Source organism: Pseudomonas sp. F-14 TE3482, from assembly GCF_053629455.1.
Window position 1 is genome coordinate 664198 of record NZ_JBRJII010000001.1, and the last position, 16600, is coordinate 680797.

Below are 16600 nucleotides of genomic sequence, written 5' to 3' on the forward strand. Positions count from 1 at the left end.
CCTGTCAACACTCGGCTTTACCCAGCATTCGATTGGCGACCCGCTGCAACTGGGCCTTGTCGGCGTTCTTCCAGCCACCCTTGATACAGTAGTGTTCAGAGAGGTAATGGAGAAAATTACGCCGCAACCGTTCATCGAGTGGCCATTGCGGGAAAGCGCGTGCCAGTTCCACCACTTGCTCGGCGTTATCGGCATGCATTACCAGCCCCTCGATATTGAAAAACGCCTGACCCAGGGTCAGCACGGGCTTACCCAAGAGGAGGCTTTCCAGGCCAACCGTCGAGTTCAGCGTGACCACAAACTGACTGGACTCGATCAACTGCTGAGTGGCGTTGCCATTGGCGAACAACAGACGCTCGTGAGTACGCTCATGCAACTCAGGATACGTTTCGCGACTGGATGGATGCTCCTTGAACACCACTGTCAATCCAGTCTCTTTGGCCAAGCGCTCGCCCAAGGCGAACATCTCGCGCATGTTCTTGATCCAGGGAGAAAACAGCCGAACCTGACTATCGCGGTCGTCCTGGAACGGAATAAAGACGAACTGCTCCGGCAGCACAATCGGTGCCGGGCCACTGGCACGAGGCTGGCGTGGAATCAACACGGGCGCTGCCTGATTTTCAGGAACCGGATAAGGATAGTTGAGATAAAAACCGGCCTCGCGCGGAACGGCGTTCAGGTAGTTCACGCCCCGCGGATCAACGGTTGTGGTATCGGGCAACAAACCGTTCTCGAAAAAGAACGTCTTACAACCCGGCGGCGCCAAGGCCGTCAGCAATCGGCAGTAACGATGGGAACCATTCCAGAACACCAGCGCGTCGGGGCGCTCACGATCAAGCAAAGCCTGGGCACGCAGCGCCATCCAAATCAGCTCAAGACGTAACAACAGACGATACAAGCGACCATCGTTTTTGTTCTTGACGCGTCGCTCCTCGCATTTTTCTTCGATCAGGCTCAGCCAGTCGATTCGCGAAAGCACTCTGGAAGTCTGCGACAACCTTGGCCAAGGCATCTGTGGTGGGGTAACGACTTTACCTTGTAGCTCGGTCTCGTTGAGTAACCGATTGAAATAGAGGCCTTGATGCTTGGCCAAGGAAATGAACAGCATTGTCGTCATAGGGTGTCCAGAAAATAGGCCGCATCCACCCGCCAAAGCGCAATATAACCACGTGCGACAAGTCCGCAGACATCAACACCCTGTTATTCGCCCGTCCGCGTATGGAAGTATAAAACCAAGAATCAGAAGCAAGCACTCTGTGGTATTGCGCCAGGCAACCCCGTGAACGGGCAACTGCCTCTTAAAAAGTGCGGCGATTGTACCACAGCGGTTTTTTGCAGCATGCGCACTGCGGTAACATAGCCGGCTGACCATCCCATCAGGCCAAACCTTGGAGCCTTGATGCAAACGCTCGACCATACCGCTTATCTCAACATGCGCGAGGGCGCCGACGTTCTCGAGGCCGATGGTAAAGGGGATAAAGTTTTGTGCCTGGCCGATGGCTCGATGCTCAAGCTGTTTCGCCGCAAACGCCTGCTGACATCTGCGCTTTGGGCGCCTTACGCCCGGCGCTTCGCCGACAACTGCCGAGCACTGCGCGAACGCAATATCGAATGCCCAACGGTACGCCAGGTTTATCGCATCCCCAGCATCGAGCGCGATGCCGTGCATTACGATCCTCTGCCAGGTCGCACGCTGCGTCAGTTGCTAGGCACCGGTAACAACGAATTTCTCCGGGCACAACTGGGTGAGTTCATTGCACGCCTGCATGAAGACGGCATCTACTTTCGTTCCGCGCACCTGGGCAATGTGGTATTGACGCCTGAAAACACGTTGGGGCTGATAGATATCGCCGACCTGCGCGCCTATCGCAAGCCGCTGCGCAAAGGCCTGCGCCTGCGCAATTTCAAGCATATGTTGCGCTATCGCCAGGATCGCGAGTGGCTACTCAAGGACAACCAGTTCCTTGAGCATTACCTGAACCACCAACGTGTGTGCAATGGACGGGAACTGAGCCTGGCGCTCACCCCTTAACCCTTCAAGCCATCAGTGTCAGCCGGCGGCAGACAGCCTGAAGGTCTCGAAGTCACGCGCAGGGTCTGCGCCTCGCAACAAGTTATCAACCAGTTGAATGGTCTTTGCCAACCCCTGAGAACCGTACACCAGGTGGTAATCGGCAAAGCGTCGGGCTTGGGCCACATGCCCCGGATAATCCTGCTCAAGCGCTTGTAGCTGGCGGGAAAACTCATGTTCATCGCGCACTTGAGGCCCAAAAAACAGCGAGTGAGAGAAAATATCCACATCGCCGCCCGCATTCACATGGATTACCGGCCGGCCCGCCAGCCCTGCCTCGATACCCGCATTGGACATGATATTGACGACAACGCTGGCCTGCGCCAGAGCGTCCGCCAGTGAACACTTGCTATCCAGCAAGTCGATGTTGGCTAACTGCGCAGCGGCATCGCTCCAGAATTGCGCCTTGCTGCGCGGATGACGCTTGAACAGCACGCGATAATGCGGATGCTGCTCGGCCCAGTCGCGCAGTAACTGATAGGTGCGCTGGTAGCCCGACTCTTTTTCCCGATCAGGGCCAACCCCCAGAATCAACAACGTATGAAGAGCAGGATCGGCAACTGGCAGATCATAGGTTTCATCGGCGAGGTAAGAACCGATCAACACCACCGTCGACTCACCGAATCGCAATGTTCTTTCCTGCAAGGCAACCAGCGAACTATGGCCAAAGACACCGTAATAATCGTAATCGTTCATCCCCAGTCGCCGTGAAGATTCCAGCGTCGTGGCATGAGCCAGTTGCAGCAGCCGGGCACCACGCGCAGCCAATGCCAAGCGCAGGAACGGCGCATGAAGACTACCGTTGCGTTCGTTGATCAGTACCTTGGGCGAATACGTCGTCACCAGCCACTGGGCATGGGCGGCGTACACCAGATAACGCAGCGGCACAGACTGCGGCGGCGCCAGGAGCATGCGCTGGGCGCAGGCGTCCGACGGAGAACGTAACGCTGCTTCAGTCAGGTGGTGCCCGCGCTTGCGCAAGCCCTCGATCAGAATATTCTTGCGTTGCAGCGCCATGGACTTTGGTGCCGAATGCAACAACAGCACCTCACAGGGTGCAGCAACCACCGAAGCACTCAAGCACGCCTTGGCGCGTATCCCGACCGCCACATCCACCAGCACATCGCGAACCAGACGCAAAAGACTGCCACAGCGACCATGACGCTCGCGCAGCAGCTTCCAGCGGTAACGGTCCAATTCACGCGCTTTCTGTGCCCAGCATCCCGCAGCCTGGAACACACTTGCCTCAGACGGCGGCACGTTCACTTGAACAACAACCGGATGGCCTTGCGGGTATAGGACCAGCGCGTGAGCGAGCGCAGATCGGCGCGCACGGCGCGGGCGTAAAAAGCCTTGGCGTTGACATAATCGCCGGCACTGTAGCAATCGCGGAACAACGACAGGCAGCGCTGAGCCAGGAAAGCCTGGCGCAGATCCTGCAGTTCTTGAGGCATTCGGGCCGAGGAAAATACCTCGTCAACCATCCCCACGCCTGCCGCCAGGCTTTGCTTGAGGTCATGGCGCATGCTGTCGCCATGCTTGTAGATCAACGCCAGCGGCTGATCGAGCACACTGCACGGAAAACGCGCCAGCACCTGAGCAAACACCGGAATGTCTTCAACGTTGCGCAAGTGCTCAGGATAGTTGCCTGGCGCAAACACTTCGCGATGCATCGCGCAGGCGCCGTTGGACAGCGATACCGTCTTGTCCAGCAAGTAGCCACGCACACGCTGGCGCGGGGTGGCTGGCAAGGGTTTTACGGCGTGCTGGACACGACGACCGTCGTCGAACACCGACCAGTGACCGCCAATGATCAAACGGCTGCCCGGATTACTGGAGATATGCCGGGTCAACGCAGCCAACGCACCAGGCGCCATCTCATCATCGGCATCGAGGAAGATCAGGTATTGCCCCCGAGCCTCCTCGATCCCGCGATTACGCACCGAAGACAAACCGCCATTGGGTTTGCGCAGAGCTCTGAAGCACCCCGCATGTTCAGTCAGGAGCTGCTCCAGAACTTGCGGCGTCGCGTCAGTGGACCCGTCATCGATTACCAGCAACTCAGCCTGGGCATCACCCAACTGCGCCAACACCGAATTCACCGCACGCGGCAGGGTTTTGGCGTAGTTATAAGCAGGAATAACGACACTGATCAGCACGTCAGTCAACCGCATACTCGTCCGCACCTTCTTTGACCACCAGAATGTCTTCCATGATCAGGTACTGCAGGTCGGAACCGAAGAACATGTTCAAGGCGTCGGTCGGCGAGCAGATCATCGGCTCGCCACGACGGTTGAGCGAGGTGTTCAGCGACACGCCGTTACCGGTCAGCACTTCCAGCGCCTTCATCATGTCGTAGTAGCGCGGGTTGTATTCGCGCTTGAGCACTTGGGCCCGGGAGGTGCCGTCTTCGTGGACGACTTCCGGCACGCGGGTTTTCCACTCTTCAGCCACTTCGAAGGTGAAGGTCATGAACGGCGCGGGGTGATCGATCTTGATCATTTGCGGCGCAACGGTGTCGAGCATCGACGGGCAGAAAGGCCTCCAGCGCTCGCGGAACTTGATCTGGTGGTTGATGCGGTCAGCCACACCGGTCGCACTTGGGCAACCGATGATCGAACGACCGCCCAAGGCCCGCGGACCGAACTCCATGCGGCCCTGGAACCAGGCCACCGGGTTGCCGTCGACCATGATTTTGGCGATCTGCTCCGGCATGTTCTCAAGCTTGCGCCACGCAGGCTTGTTGGGGTGACGGGCACAGGCCGCGAGCACGTCTTCGTTGCTGTAGGACGGGCCGAGGTAGACATGTTCCATCTTCTCGACCGGCACGCCACGGGCGTGGGACACGTAAGCCGCCGCGCCAACCGCGGTACCGGCATCGCCGGACGCAGGCTGAACGAACAACTCTTTGATGTCGTCGCGGGCAATGATTTTCTGGTTCAACTTGACGTTCAACGCACAGCCACCGGCGAAGGCCAGCTTGCCGGTTTCCTTGAGCACATCGCCCAGGTAGTGGTCGATCATCTGCAACGCCAGTTTCTCGAACAGCGCCTGCATGCTCGCGGCGTAGTGGATGTACGGCTCGTCGGCGATGTCGCCTTCGCGCTTGGGCCCCAGCCACTCGATCAGCTTCGGCGAGAAGTAGAAACCTTTGCCCTTCTCTTTATAGCGGCGCAGGCCGATGACGTTGGCGTAGTCGGTGTTGATCACCAACTCGCCGTTTTCGAACGAGGCCAGACGCGAGAAATCGTATTTGCTGGCGTCGCCGTACGGCGCCATGCCCATGACCTTGAACTCACCGTCGAGCATCTCGAAACCGAGGAACTCGGTGATTGCGCCGTACAGGCCGCCGAGGGAGTCCGGATCGAAGAATTCCTTGATCTTGTGGATCTTGCCGTTTTCGCCATAACCGAAGAAAGTCGTGGCGTACTCACCCTTGCCATCAATCCCGAGGATCGCGGTTTTCTCTTTGAAACCGGAGCAGTGATAGGCACTGGAGGCGTGGGCAAGGTGGTGCTCGACCGGCTCGATCTTGATTTTCTTCGGATCGAAGCCCAGTTGCTCGAGGCACCAGACAATCTTGTTGCGATAGCGCTTGTAGCGACGGTTGCCCATCAGAATCGCGTCGAGGGCGCGGTCCGGGGCGTACCAGTAACGCTTGGCGTAGTGCCAGCGAGCCTTGCCGAACAGGCTGATCGGCGCGAATGGAATCGCTACCACATCAACGTCGGATGGCTTGATGCCCGCTTGTTCGAGGCAGAACTTCGCCGATTCGTAAGGCATGCGGTTCTTTGCATGTTTATCGCGCACGAAGCGCTCTTCTTCAGCCGCAGCGACCAGCTTGCCGTCGATATACAGGGCTGCGGAAGGATCATGGCTAAGGGCGCCGGACAGGCCAAGAATCGTCAATGCCACAGGGGTCTAGCCTCTTTAGTCTGCATGCAGGCGCAATGCGCCTCAAAAATTAATGTGCCCTCGCAAGGGGCGAGAGACAGCTAAAGGGCGGGATTATAGCGTAAACGTGCCGGGAATGACCCTGCCCTTATCAGCACCGCGAAGATGACGTCGAGCCCACGCGCTCGCCTTCGCTTATCCGCGACCCGGACGCCCGTAAATCCTGATATTGCCGTCGGTTGCCTGCCGGTTGGCTGACAGTTCCGGCCTCTTCGCGAGCAAGCCCGCTCCCACATTAGGTTTATGTTGAACACAAATTTTGTGTACGACCGAGAACCACTGTGGGAGCGGGCTTGCTCGCGAAAGGGGTGAAGCCCCGATTCAGGCAGCGCTAGAGATATCTTTGGGCAATCGCTGATCAATCACCCGATACAACGCACTACTCTCGGGCCAATTGCGCATGAACCGCGCCCGATCCCGCGCATACGCCGGGGCAAAGCTACTGACCGAGCTATGCTGACACATCGAATCCAGGTCGATCAGCGCCCAGCGATCCTGCTGCCAGAACAGGTTATGGCCCTTGAAATCGCCATGGCTGATGCGCTCGCGAATCAGCTCGGCGAACAGGTGATCCAGGGCCTGCAGCTCGGCTTGCGGCGCTTCGCCGCTTTCCACGTAGGGTGCGAAGCGCTCGATGATGTCCGGCCCCGGCAAATATTCGGTCACCAGGTACGCCCGGCTGCGCAGCCAGAGAAAACGCTTCTCCAACAATGCCAGTGGCTTGGGCGTGGCGATGCCCAGGAAGGCCAGGCGATTGCCTTCACGCCATGAGTGCCAGGCGCGGCTCGGGCGCCAGAAACGTTTGAGCCAATGGGCAAAGCCCTTGATGTTGTAGCGTTTGACCAGCAATGTGCGACCCGCCACTTCGACCTTGCCGACGCTCGCGGCGCCGCCGGTCTTGTACAGATGGCCGTGATCGAGCAAGGCATCGGCCTGCTCCAGCACCGGCAACATCGCCGCCTCTTCTTCACGGCGAATCGCCCGCAAGCCGAACGCCCCGCGCTGGACGCAGAACAACGTGCATTCGCGGCCGACCTTGATCAGGAAATCCTTCAAACGCCAGCGACGGACCTTGTCGATCTGCTTCTGCAACGCTTCCATGGGCAAGGCATGCTCGCCGTTTCCCAGCAGGTAATACACCAGCAATTCTTCGGTGAAGGGTTCCAGCGATTTGGGCAACTGGGCGAAAAACACCCCGAGGTTTTCCAGGACTTTGTGCTGTGACAGTGGCTTGCCAGCCGTCTCGGCACAGATGCCGGCGCCATCGATCAAATACAACTGACCGCCATGACGCAGCAGGTTGTCCAGATGCAGGTCTTCCTGCCACAGGCCTTTGCTGTGCAGATGAGCGATCGCACCCAACGCCTCGGCCAGCACGGCTGATTGTTCATCCGCCAGCACTGGCAAGTGTTCGACCTGTTTCCAGGCGTCCCCCAGGCTCTCGGCGCCCTCAAGGAAATCGAACAACAACCAGCCGCCCTCGCCGTCCTTCAGGCCATCCGCCAATAACAACGGCGTGGTCAACCCCTGAGCAGCGAGTAAACGCACACCGTCCAGTTCACGCTGAAAATGCCGCGCCGCTTTACCGCCGACCAGCAATTTGGCCAGCACCGGCCGGCCGCGCCAGACGCCGGCGCCCACATAACGCTGCCCCGGCAACACCCGCAGCAGGCTCAGCAGCTGTAACTCCGCAGACCCCGCGGCATCGGCCAGTGGAATGTTCAGCGGCAGGCTCGGGCTGCGGCCGGCGTTTTTCAGTTCGGACAAACGCATCAACGCGCCTCCTTGTGACTGCGCCGCGCACTCAGGCGCGATACCCAACTGTCCACCAGCGAACTGTTCAAGGGTTGATCCAGATAAGCCGCCAACAACTCGCGCAGTTGACTTTCGCTCCATTCCGACGCCCGACGCAGCAACGGCTCCAGGTCCTTGACCCGATCACGTTGGCCAAACAGCAATGGCCGGGTTTTTTCCAGGTCGATCAACTGAGCCTGGTAACCGTCACCGGTGGCCTGGAGAAAAATATGCTTGGGATAGAAGCACCCGTGCAGTTGACGCACCTCATGCAGGCGTCGCGCCAGTTGCCCACAGGCTTTCAGAATTGCCGTGTGCTGCACCGCGCTCAGGTCGGACCAGCGCTGCAACAGTGAATCCAGATCATCCCAACCGTCCAGCGCACGGGTCAGCAGAATCGCCCGGACTTCGCCGCCGACTTTGCGCTCACCGAAGAACGCCGCCTGCAACGCCGGAATGCCCAGCTTCTGATAACGCCTGATGGTGCGAAACTCACGGGCAAAACTCGGCTCACCAAAGGGAGAATGCAATGTACGCGTCAGGTAGTTGCACTGGCGCTTGAGGTAGTAACCATGACCTTCCAGCTCTAGCCGAAATACACTGCTCCAGCCACCACCGACGGTATTGGGTTCATCCACCGCCTCAAGCTGTTTGGCCCAGAGTGCGTCGAAGGTGCCGAGGCCATGACGCTCAAGCAGCGCACGGTCTTCAGCAGCCAGAAAATCAGTCATTCGCGGCCCTCGAAAAATCTCACCACGTGCCGAATCCGTTTCTTGTCGGCGGCATCGAGCCGGGTGCTTTGGCGGTATTGCAGATAGAAGCGCAGGCGCTGGGTGGCCGACAGATGATACTTGGCCACTTTGTCCAGACACGCCAGGTCCTTGGTGATCCGGTACTTGAGCCAGAAGCCGCGCCAGAAATCACCGTTGGGGCAGTCGATCAGAAACAGCCGCGCCTCATCGTCGATCAGCAGGTTGCGCCATTTCAAATCATTGTGGGTAAAACGATGATGGTGCATGGTCCGGGTATAGCCCGCCAGCTGCCGACTGATGTTGTCGACCCAGGCGCGGTCCGCCAGTTTCGGATCATGCCGACCTGCCAGGGCCGACAAGTCTTCGGTATTGGGCAGCTCGCGCGTGATCATCGCCCCACGGTCGTATGCCACGCCGCGCCGTTCCAGCCCCCAGGCCACTACTTCGGCGGTGGGAATGCCCCATTTGGCGAAACGCTTGAGGTTCTGCCACTCGGCCTTCACCCGTGGCTTGCCCAGGTAACGGCGCAGGCCTTTACCTGCACCTGTGTAGCGCTTGACGTAATAATTGACGCCATTGCGCTGGACGCGAATGACCTCGGACAGTGGATCACGGGTCAGTCGCTCGCCTTCGAGCGCGAACACCGCGTCAAGACTGCCGAAGTCTTCTGCCAGATTGCTGTAAGCAGGTTCCAGTGTCCAACCCGACATCAGAGCGCATCCCCGTATCGCTGCTTACGCTCGTAGAGCTTGTTGGCCTTGCCTTCGAGCCATGCCAGCAGTCCCGCTTCTTCAGCCAGAATCTGGCGCAGGGGCTGTTGGAAGTACCCCTTGAGGAAACGCAGTTTGTCGCGACGGGTCAGGCCAATGTCGAGCGCCGAAAAATACAGCGCCGCCAGGTCCTTGTTACGCCAGCGTTGGGTAATCGTCGGACGGGTCTGGGCACGGTGCAGATCGATCACCGACAGCTTGAAGTCGTCGGCTGTCACTGGCTTATCGGTGTGCAGCAGGAAGTGACAGATGTAGCAGTCGCGGTGGTTAACCCCGGCGCGGTGCATCATGCCGGTCATGCGCGCGACTTCGGCGATCAAGGCGCGCTTGAGTTTTGGCTCGGGCGGTTGCTTGACCCAGTCGACGCTGAAATCTTCGAGGCTGACGGTGGGCGCCAGCTCTTGCGTGACGATGAACGAATGCTGGTCCGCCGGATTGTTGCCTTTTTCGCCGTAAGCCACAGCGGTCATGGTCGGCACGCCAACTTCTTGCAGGCGCTGAATGGCCTTCCACTCCTGGCCCGCGCCAAGCACTGGCAGCTTGGCGGTCAGCAGGTTTTTGAAAATCTCGCCCCAGCCGATGCCACGGTGGATTTTCACGAAGAACCCGTGACCGTCCACTTCAGTTCGCAGTGTCCGGCGCGCTTCAAGCTCGCGGTACACCTCGCCCTTGAGGCCCTCGACTTCGGCGAACGGATCGCGCCCGGCCCAGAGGCTCTTGAACGGTTCAGCCAGCATCAACTTCATTAAGCGTGCTCCGCCAGAATCACATCGGCCGCGTGCTGCGGCATGCTGTAGAGGTCGGCCGTCTCGGCGAAAGCCAGACCGTTGCGGCTCCACGCCGCCCGTGCATTTGCGTCATTCAACATGCCGGTCAGGTATTGCGTCAGTTGCGCCTGATCGAAGGGTTCGTCCAGCACCAGGCCTGCGTCGGCCTCGGCGATGTAATGGGCATAGCCGCACACCGCGCTCACCAGCACCGGCAAGCCGGCCACCACCGCTTCAAGCAGCACAGTCCCGGTGTTTTCGTTGTACGCCGGGTGGATCAACAGATCGGCACCGAGCAGGAAACGCGGGATATCGCTGCGCCCCTTGAGGAACTGCACGTTGTCGCCGAGCCCCAATGTGGCGCTCTGCAACTGGAATACTTTGGGGTCGTCCTGGCCAATTACAAACAGCCGGGTGCGCTTTCTCAGTTCGGCGGGCAAGGCGGCCAGCGCCTTGAGACTGCGGTCCACGCCTTTGGTCTTGAACCCGGAGCCGATCTGCACCAGCAACAGTTCATCATCTTTCAGGTTGAATTCGCGACGAAACCCGGCACGGATCTCGGCGGCATTGGTCGGCGCGCGACGGTCCAGAGAAATACCCGGCGGCAGTAAATGGAAACGCGCAAGCGGCGTGTCGTAATGCTTGATGAACAGTGGCTGCTGGACTTCGGAAATCATCAGCACTTCGGTTTTGGCGTCCTTGGCGAACACCGCGCGCTCGTACTCGGCGAAGTGCCGGTAGCGGCCCCAACGACGGTACAGCGAGTTGCGCAGGGTTTGGGCCTTGTCTTCGAAGCAGCCGTCGGCAGCGTAGTAAACGTCCAGGCCGGGCATCTTGTTGAAGCCGATCAGGCGGTCCACCGGACGTTTGACCAGATCGGCCTCCATCCACTCAGTGAGCTTCTCGTTGCGTCGATGATTGAAGAACGCCTTGACCGGCGCCACCAACACTTCGAAACCTGGTGGAATGTCGCCTTCCCAGATCAGCGTATAGACGCGAATCTGATGGCCGCGTTGCTGACACTCCAGGGCGATGCGCATGAAGTCGCGCTGCAAACCGCCAAAGGGAAAGTACTTGTACAGGACAAATGCCAATTGCATCAGCGCAGCTCCTCAGCCAGTAACAACGTGCTCAGTCGGCTCGCGACACGCTCGGGATTCAGACGCGTGAAGCACAGGGGCCATTCGCGTTTCAGGTCGAACCGACGGGCATCGTCGGCCGTCGGTTGATAGGTGCATTTCTTTTGCAGGCACGGTGCGCAGGGGAAGTCGCTGGCCATGTGAATCTGCGACTTGCCGTACGCGCCGGTCAGGCCCGGGTTGGTCGGGCCGAACAGCGACAGGGTCGGCACGTCCAGCGCCGCAGCGAGGTGACCGAGACCGGTGTCCACCGCTACGCAGGCTTGCGCTCCGGCCAGGACTTTGCCGACACCCGCCAGGTTCAGTTTGGGCAGCACCTCGACATGCCTCATATCTTTGGCGATGCGCTCGGCGCGGGCCTTTTCGACCGGATTACCCCACGGCAGCTTCACCGCCACGCCGAGGTAACCCACCCGCTCGGCCAACTCACGCCAATAGGCTTCGGGCCAGTGCTTGGTGTCCCAAGTGGTGCCATGAAGAAACACCACGTACGGATTCTTGCGCGGCAATTCCACCAGTCGTTCGACGTTCAGGCCATAGTCGCCCAGCCCCTTAGGCAGGTCGTAACCCAGTGCCACTGCGAACAGCTGGCGCACTCGCTCTACCGCGTGCTGCCCACGGGCCACGGCCAGACGTCGGGAATAGAAGCGCGCAGCGATGGGTTCGCGGGCCGAGTTTTTGTCCAGCCCGGCCACTGGTGCTTTGGCGTAGCGAGTCAGCAACGCGCTTTTCAGCAAGCCCTGGGCATCGATCACCAAGTCATATTTGGTCGCGCGAATGCTTTGCTTGAAGCGCTTCCACTCGCCACTCTTGATGGTCTGCCAGATGTTCTTGCGCCAGCGACGGATCGCCACCGGAATCACCTTGCCCACGGCCGGGTGCCAGGTCGGAATCTCGGCGAAGCCTTCTTCCACCACCCAGTCGAACGTGATGCCGGGGATCGCCCGCGCCGCGTCGGTCAACGCTGGCAACGCGTGAATCACATCGCCCAGCGAAGAAGTCTTGATCAACAGTACCCGCAAACTATTTGACCTCGACCACAGTGCCCAGCAACCGCTGCAAGGCTTCATTCACCGCTTTGGGCATGAGTTGGCGCAAGCAATTGTAATGACCGAAACGGCAGGTGCGATCGAAGCACGGACTGCATTCGATGCCCAGGCGCACGATCTCGACGTGCTCGGCCAACGGTGGTGTGAAACCCGGCGACGTCGAGCCGTACACCGCCACCAACGGGCGGTTCAGCGCGGCAGCCACGTGCATCAGACCGGAGTCATTGGAGACCACCGCATCGGCGCAGGACAGCAGATCGATGGCCTCGGCCAGGGACGTGTCGCCACTGAGGTTCACCGACTCTTCACGCAAACCCGGAATCAGCCGCGCACGAATGTCTTCGCCCACCGCATGATCGTTTTTCGAGCCGAACAGCCAGACCTGCCAGCCTTCACGGATCTTCGCTTCGGCGACCTTGGCGTAGTGCTCGGACGGCCAGCGCTTGGACTCGCCGAACTCGGCGCCAGGGCACAGCGCCAACACCGGACGGTCGAGGGCCAGACCGAACTTGGCCAGCGCGCCGTCGCGGGTCACCGGGTCGATCTGCAGACTCGGCCGTGGATACGGTTTCGGCAACTCGACGCCGGGCTCAAAGGCCAGGGCCATGAAGCGTTCGATCATCAGCGGGTAACGTTCTTTGTCGAGCGTGCGCACGTCATTGAGCAGGCCGTAGCGGAATTCGCCACGCCAGCCGGTGCGTTTCGGGATACCGGCAAAAAAGGGCACCAGCGCCGACTTCAAGGAATTGGGCAGCAGGATGGCCTGGTCGTACTGACCGGCCAGGGATTTACCGATGCGCCGACGCGTCGCCAGCTCCAGCACGCCGTGGCCGAGCGGGAAGCTCAAGGCCTGGCGTACTTCGGGCATGCGCTCGAGAATCGGCCGGCTCCACTCGGGGGCCAGCACGTCGATTTCGCACTGCGGGTGGCGCTGCTTGAGACACTGAAAAAGTGTCTGCGCCATCACCATGTCACCGACCCAACTGGGCCCAACGATCAGAATTTTCATGTGGTTTCCAAAAACGAGCCGGGGAGGCATACGCCTCCCCGCCTCGAGAATCCAGCACCTTCGGGGTGAACCGTCAGGTCATTTGGACGAGCCGATTGGGGCTCGTCGGATCAATTTAATACACATTCATGTCAGTCAGCATAAACCTCTGTGGCGAGGGAGCTTGCTCCCGCTGGGCTGCGCAGCAGCCCCAAAACTTGCCACCGCATTCTCACTGACAGACCGCACAAGCTGGTTCGGGAGCGCTTCGCACTCCAGCAGGAGCAAGCTCCCTCGCCACAAAAGCCCGCATCCACAATTTCGTTGCTCAGCTTAACCCCAGTTCGCGCCAAATCCGCATTACCTGCTGTCGTTCATCCACGAACTGGTCGCCCGGTATTACACCGGCGTCCTTCTGCAAGGCCTCCCGGTGAGCGGCGGAGCGGAAGGCCTTATAGGCTTCACGCAACAGGCTGGCGTCTTCGGCGGGCATCAGCCCGACCTCCTCCAACCCTTCCAGAATGCGGATATTGTCGGTATAGCGCAGCAATGACGGATGCGCTTCAGACCATGCCAGAGCCGCGTATTGCACCATAAATTCAATATCGACGATACCTCCGGCATCCTGCTTGAGATCGAACGGCGCCGTGGCGTCAAAGGCATTTGCCGCGGTGCCCGCCGCCGTGCTCTTGCTGCCGAGATTATCGCGCATCTTGGCGCGCATTTCGCTGACCTCCTGGCGCAAGGTCGGCAGGTCCCGCGGCTTGGCCAATACTGCGGCGCGAACCTTCTCAAAGGCCTGGCCGACATCCTGACTGCCCACCAGCACCCGTGCCCGCACCAGCGCCTGGTGTTCCCAGGTCCAGGCTTCGTTTTCCTGATATCGGGCAAACGCCCCCAGGGAACTCACCAGCAAACCGGATGCACCGGACGGCCGCAGGCGCATGTCCACTTCATACAGCTGGCCGGAGTTGGTCTGCGCCGTCAGCAAATGAATGATGCGCTGCCCGAGCCGGGTAAAAAACTGTGCGCCGTCGATAGGCTTCGGCCCGTCGGTTTCCGCCTGCGGATCGCCGTCGTGGATGAACACCAGATCCAGGTCCGAACTATGCCCCAGCTCCAGACCGCCGACTTTCCCATAACCGACAATGATGAAACCAGGGTCGCACAAGCTGCCGTCGGTGCGCAGCGGCGTGCCGTACTTGGCCACGGTCTGACGCCAGGCCAGGGCCAGTACTTGCTCGAGGATCGCTTCGGCAAGCCAGGTCAGGTAATCACTGACCTTCATCAAGGGCAGGCTGCCGGCGATTTCCGAGGCGGCGACGCGCAAGCGGTGCGCCAGTTTGAAATGCCGCAGGGCTTCCATTTGTTGCTCGAGGTCATCTTCGGGAATCCGCGTCAGACGCTCGCGCAATTCAGCGGCCAATTCCGGCGCCAGCGGCGGCTTGAACAACCGGCCTTCGTTGAGCAATTCGTCGAGCAGCAGCGGAAAGCGCGTGATCTGCTCGGCAATCCATGGGCTCGCGGCACACAGCGTCAGCAGGCGGCGCAGGGCCCCGGGGTTCTCGGTCAACAACACCAGATAGGCGGAACGACGCGCGACAGCTTCCACCAGCGGCAGCACCCGCTCCAGCACCAGATCGGGATTGGCATGTTCCACAGCCTGAGCCAGCAAGCGCGGAATAAAAGCATCGAGGCGTTCCCGCCCCAGGCGCTGCATGGCGCGCAATTGAGGGCTGCCGCGCAGACTGGCCAAGGCTTTCAGCGCCTTGGAGGCGTCGGCGAAACCACCCTCTTCCAACTGACGGCACGCGGCCTCCTCATCCTGCGCCTCCTCCCACAGCGGCAGCCATTCCCCGCCGACCACCACTTCGCTCTCGGCGCCGTCCTCTTCATCAGGATCGGCGATCACCTGAGCAAAGTGCCAGGCCACCCGGCCACGCCAGTACATCAGCTGTTCATGGAACGCCGTCCAGTTGGCAAACCCGAGCATGAAGGCAATGCGCGCCTGATCCTGTTCGCCATCCGGCAGCATCTGGGTCTGGCGGTCGGCAATGGCCTGGATCGCGTGCTCGGTGTAACGCAGAAATTCGTAGGCTTCGCGCAATTCGCTGACCACCGCCGCTGGCAGGTAACCCTGACCTTCGAGGGTGCTCAGTACTTTTAATAGAGGACGCTGCTGCAGGCTCAGGTCGCGGCCACCGTGAATCAACTGGAAGGCCTGAGCGATAAATTCGACTTCACGAATGCCGCCGGAACCGAGTTTGATGTTGTCGGCCATGCCCTTACGCCGGACTTCCTGCTGAATCAGCTGCTTCATGGTGCGCAGCGCTTCGATCGCCGAGAAGTCCAGGTAACGCCGGTAAACGAACGGACGCAGCATCTCTTGCAGTTGCGCCCCTGCCACTTGATCGCCGGCCACCACGCGCGACTTGATCATCGCGTAGCGTTCCCAGTCGCGGCCCTGATCCTGGTAGTACTGTTCCAGCGCATTGAAGCTCAGCACCAGAGCGCCGGACGAACCGTAAGGCCGCAAACGCATGTCGACGCGGAACACGAAACCGTCGACGGTCATCGGGTCCAGGGCCTTGATCAGACGCTGGCCGAGGCGAATGAAAAATTCCTGGTTATCCAGCGACCGCTTCACACCCACGGTTTCGCCGCCCTCGGGGTAGGCGAAGATCAGGTCGATGTCCGACGACAGATTCAGCTCCACGGCACCGAGCTTGCCCATACCGAGGATGACCATCTGTTGCGGCTCGCCGCTGCGCCGCCCGGTAGGCGTGCCGAATTGCTGGCAATGGCGCTGATACAACCACCGATAGGCCTGATCGATGCTGGCATCGGCCATGTCCGAGAGGTCGCGGCAGGTCTGGATCAGATCAGCCTGGCGGGTCAGGTCGCGCCAGATGATCCGCACTTGGTGGCGTGCGCGCTGACGACGCAAGGCGCGGCCGAGCTGGTCGTCGGTTTCGGCAGCGCTCACTGCCGTCGCAATCTGTGCGCACAATTCGCCCGGCGCAAAGACGCGGTCCAGTTCGCCGGACTGCACCAGCTCCAGCAACATCAAAGGGTCACGCACACTCTGTTCGATGACAAAGTCGCTGGCCGCGGTGACGCGGGCAAATTGCGCCCAACGCTCAGGCGTCCAGGCAGACAGGCCATGATCGTCGGGAAGAAGCGCGACGGCCGTACGGAATGACTGCTCGGCACGGGTGACAAAGGGCAGGAGTACGCCGGGCAGTTCGGCAAGCGAAGGGAGGCTCATGGTCTATCCTTGATCGGCGTGTGAAGGGCTGCATGTAGTGATTTGTGC

The 16600-nt window shown here is 60.2% G+C and carries 13 protein-coding genes; 1 reads left to right on the plus strand and 12 read right to left on the minus strand.

The genetic code is table 11. The features are described from left to right. Positions 1 to 4: 4 nt before the first annotated feature. The gene (locus AB7M26_RS02895) at positions 5 to 1117 is read right to left on the minus strand and encodes a capsular polysaccharide export protein, LipB/KpsS family (RefSeq protein WP_429375571.1); all 1113 of its coding nucleotides are present in this window, start codon (positions 1115 to 1117) and stop codon (positions 5 to 7) included. Between the two features lie 282 nt (positions 1118 to 1399). Between AB7M26_RS02895 and AB7M26_RS02900 the strand changes: the two genes are divergently transcribed. Beyond that, the gene (locus AB7M26_RS02900; protein WP_429375573.1) at positions 1400 to 2032 is read left to right on the plus strand and encodes a BUD32 family EKC/KEOPS complex subunit; all 633 of its coding nucleotides are present in this window, start codon (positions 1400 to 1402) and stop codon (positions 2030 to 2032) included. A gap of 18 nt (positions 2033 to 2050) precedes the next feature. On the opposite strand, the gene AB7M26_RS02905 is transcribed toward AB7M26_RS02900, so the two are convergent. The 11 genes from AB7M26_RS02905 to glnE form a co-directional block, all read right to left on the minus strand. Further along, positions 2051 to 3268, minus strand: a complete 1218-nt coding sequence (locus tag AB7M26_RS02905; RefSeq protein WP_429387840.1) for a capsule biosynthesis protein — start codon at positions 3266 to 3268, stop codon at positions 2051 to 2053. A gap of 65 nt (positions 3269 to 3333) precedes the next feature. Then, positions 3334 to 4245: a glycosyltransferase family 2 protein gene (locus AB7M26_RS02910; RefSeq protein ID WP_185022223.1), complete on the minus strand. Its 912-nt coding sequence runs from the start codon at positions 4243 to 4245 to the stop codon at positions 3334 to 3336. Next, a complete protein-coding gene (locus AB7M26_RS02915; RefSeq protein WP_429375577.1) occupies positions 4232 to 5986 on the minus strand; it encodes a carbamoyltransferase family protein in 1755 nt (584 codons plus the stop codon). Before AB7M26_RS02915 ends, AB7M26_RS02910 begins: the two co-directional genes overlap by 14 nt. Before the next feature lie 360 nt (positions 5987 to 6346). Continuing rightward, entirely contained in the window at positions 6347 to 7798 is a 1452-nt protein-coding gene (locus AB7M26_RS02920) for a lipopolysaccharide kinase InaA family protein (protein WP_123500074.1), read from the minus strand. Continuing rightward, positions 7798 to 8550: a lipopolysaccharide kinase InaA family protein gene (locus tag AB7M26_RS02925; RefSeq protein WP_123500072.1), complete on the minus strand. Its 753-nt coding sequence runs from the start codon at positions 8548 to 8550 to the stop codon at positions 7798 to 7800. The genes AB7M26_RS02920 and AB7M26_RS02925 overlap by 1 nt, the downstream gene beginning before the upstream one ends. Then, on the minus strand, positions 8547 to 9281 hold the full coding sequence (locus AB7M26_RS02930) for a lipopolysaccharide kinase InaA family protein (RefSeq protein WP_123500070.1): 735 nt from the start codon (positions 9279 to 9281) through the stop codon (positions 8547 to 8549). Before AB7M26_RS02930 ends, AB7M26_RS02925 begins: the two co-directional genes overlap by 4 nt. After that, on the minus strand, positions 9281 to 10087 hold the full coding sequence (gene rfaP / locus AB7M26_RS02935; protein ID WP_429387845.1) for a lipopolysaccharide core heptose(I) kinase RfaP: 807 nt from the start codon (positions 10085 to 10087) through the stop codon (positions 9281 to 9283). The genes AB7M26_RS02930 and rfaP overlap by 1 nt, the downstream gene beginning before the upstream one ends. Beyond that, positions 10087 to 11208: a glycosyltransferase family 4 protein gene (locus tag AB7M26_RS02940; RefSeq protein WP_123500066.1), complete on the minus strand. Its 1122-nt coding sequence runs from the start codon at positions 11206 to 11208 to the stop codon at positions 10087 to 10089. The genes rfaP and AB7M26_RS02940 overlap by 1 nt, the downstream gene beginning before the upstream one ends. Continuing rightward, positions 11208 to 12269 carry a lipopolysaccharide heptosyltransferase I gene (gene waaC, locus AB7M26_RS02945; RefSeq protein ID WP_008074629.1) on the minus strand — a complete coding sequence of 354 codons (1062 nt, stop codon included), beginning with the start codon at positions 12267 to 12269 and terminating at the stop codon, positions 11208 to 11210. The genes AB7M26_RS02940 and waaC overlap by 1 nt, the downstream gene beginning before the upstream one ends. A gap of 1 nt (position 12270) precedes the next feature. Then, complete coding sequence (gene waaF / locus AB7M26_RS02950; RefSeq protein ID WP_218397135.1) at positions 12271 to 13305, minus strand: lipopolysaccharide heptosyltransferase II; 1035 nt, start codon at positions 13303 to 13305, stop codon at positions 12271 to 12273. 307 nt (positions 13306 to 13612) lie between these two features. Continuing rightward, complete coding sequence (gene glnE / locus AB7M26_RS02955; protein WP_429387852.1) at positions 13613 to 16552, minus strand: bifunctional [glutamate--ammonia ligase]-adenylyl-L-tyrosine phosphorylase/[glutamate--ammonia-ligase] adenylyltransferase; 2940 nt, start codon at positions 16550 to 16552, stop codon at positions 13613 to 13615. Positions 16553 to 16600: the final 48 nt, after the last annotated feature.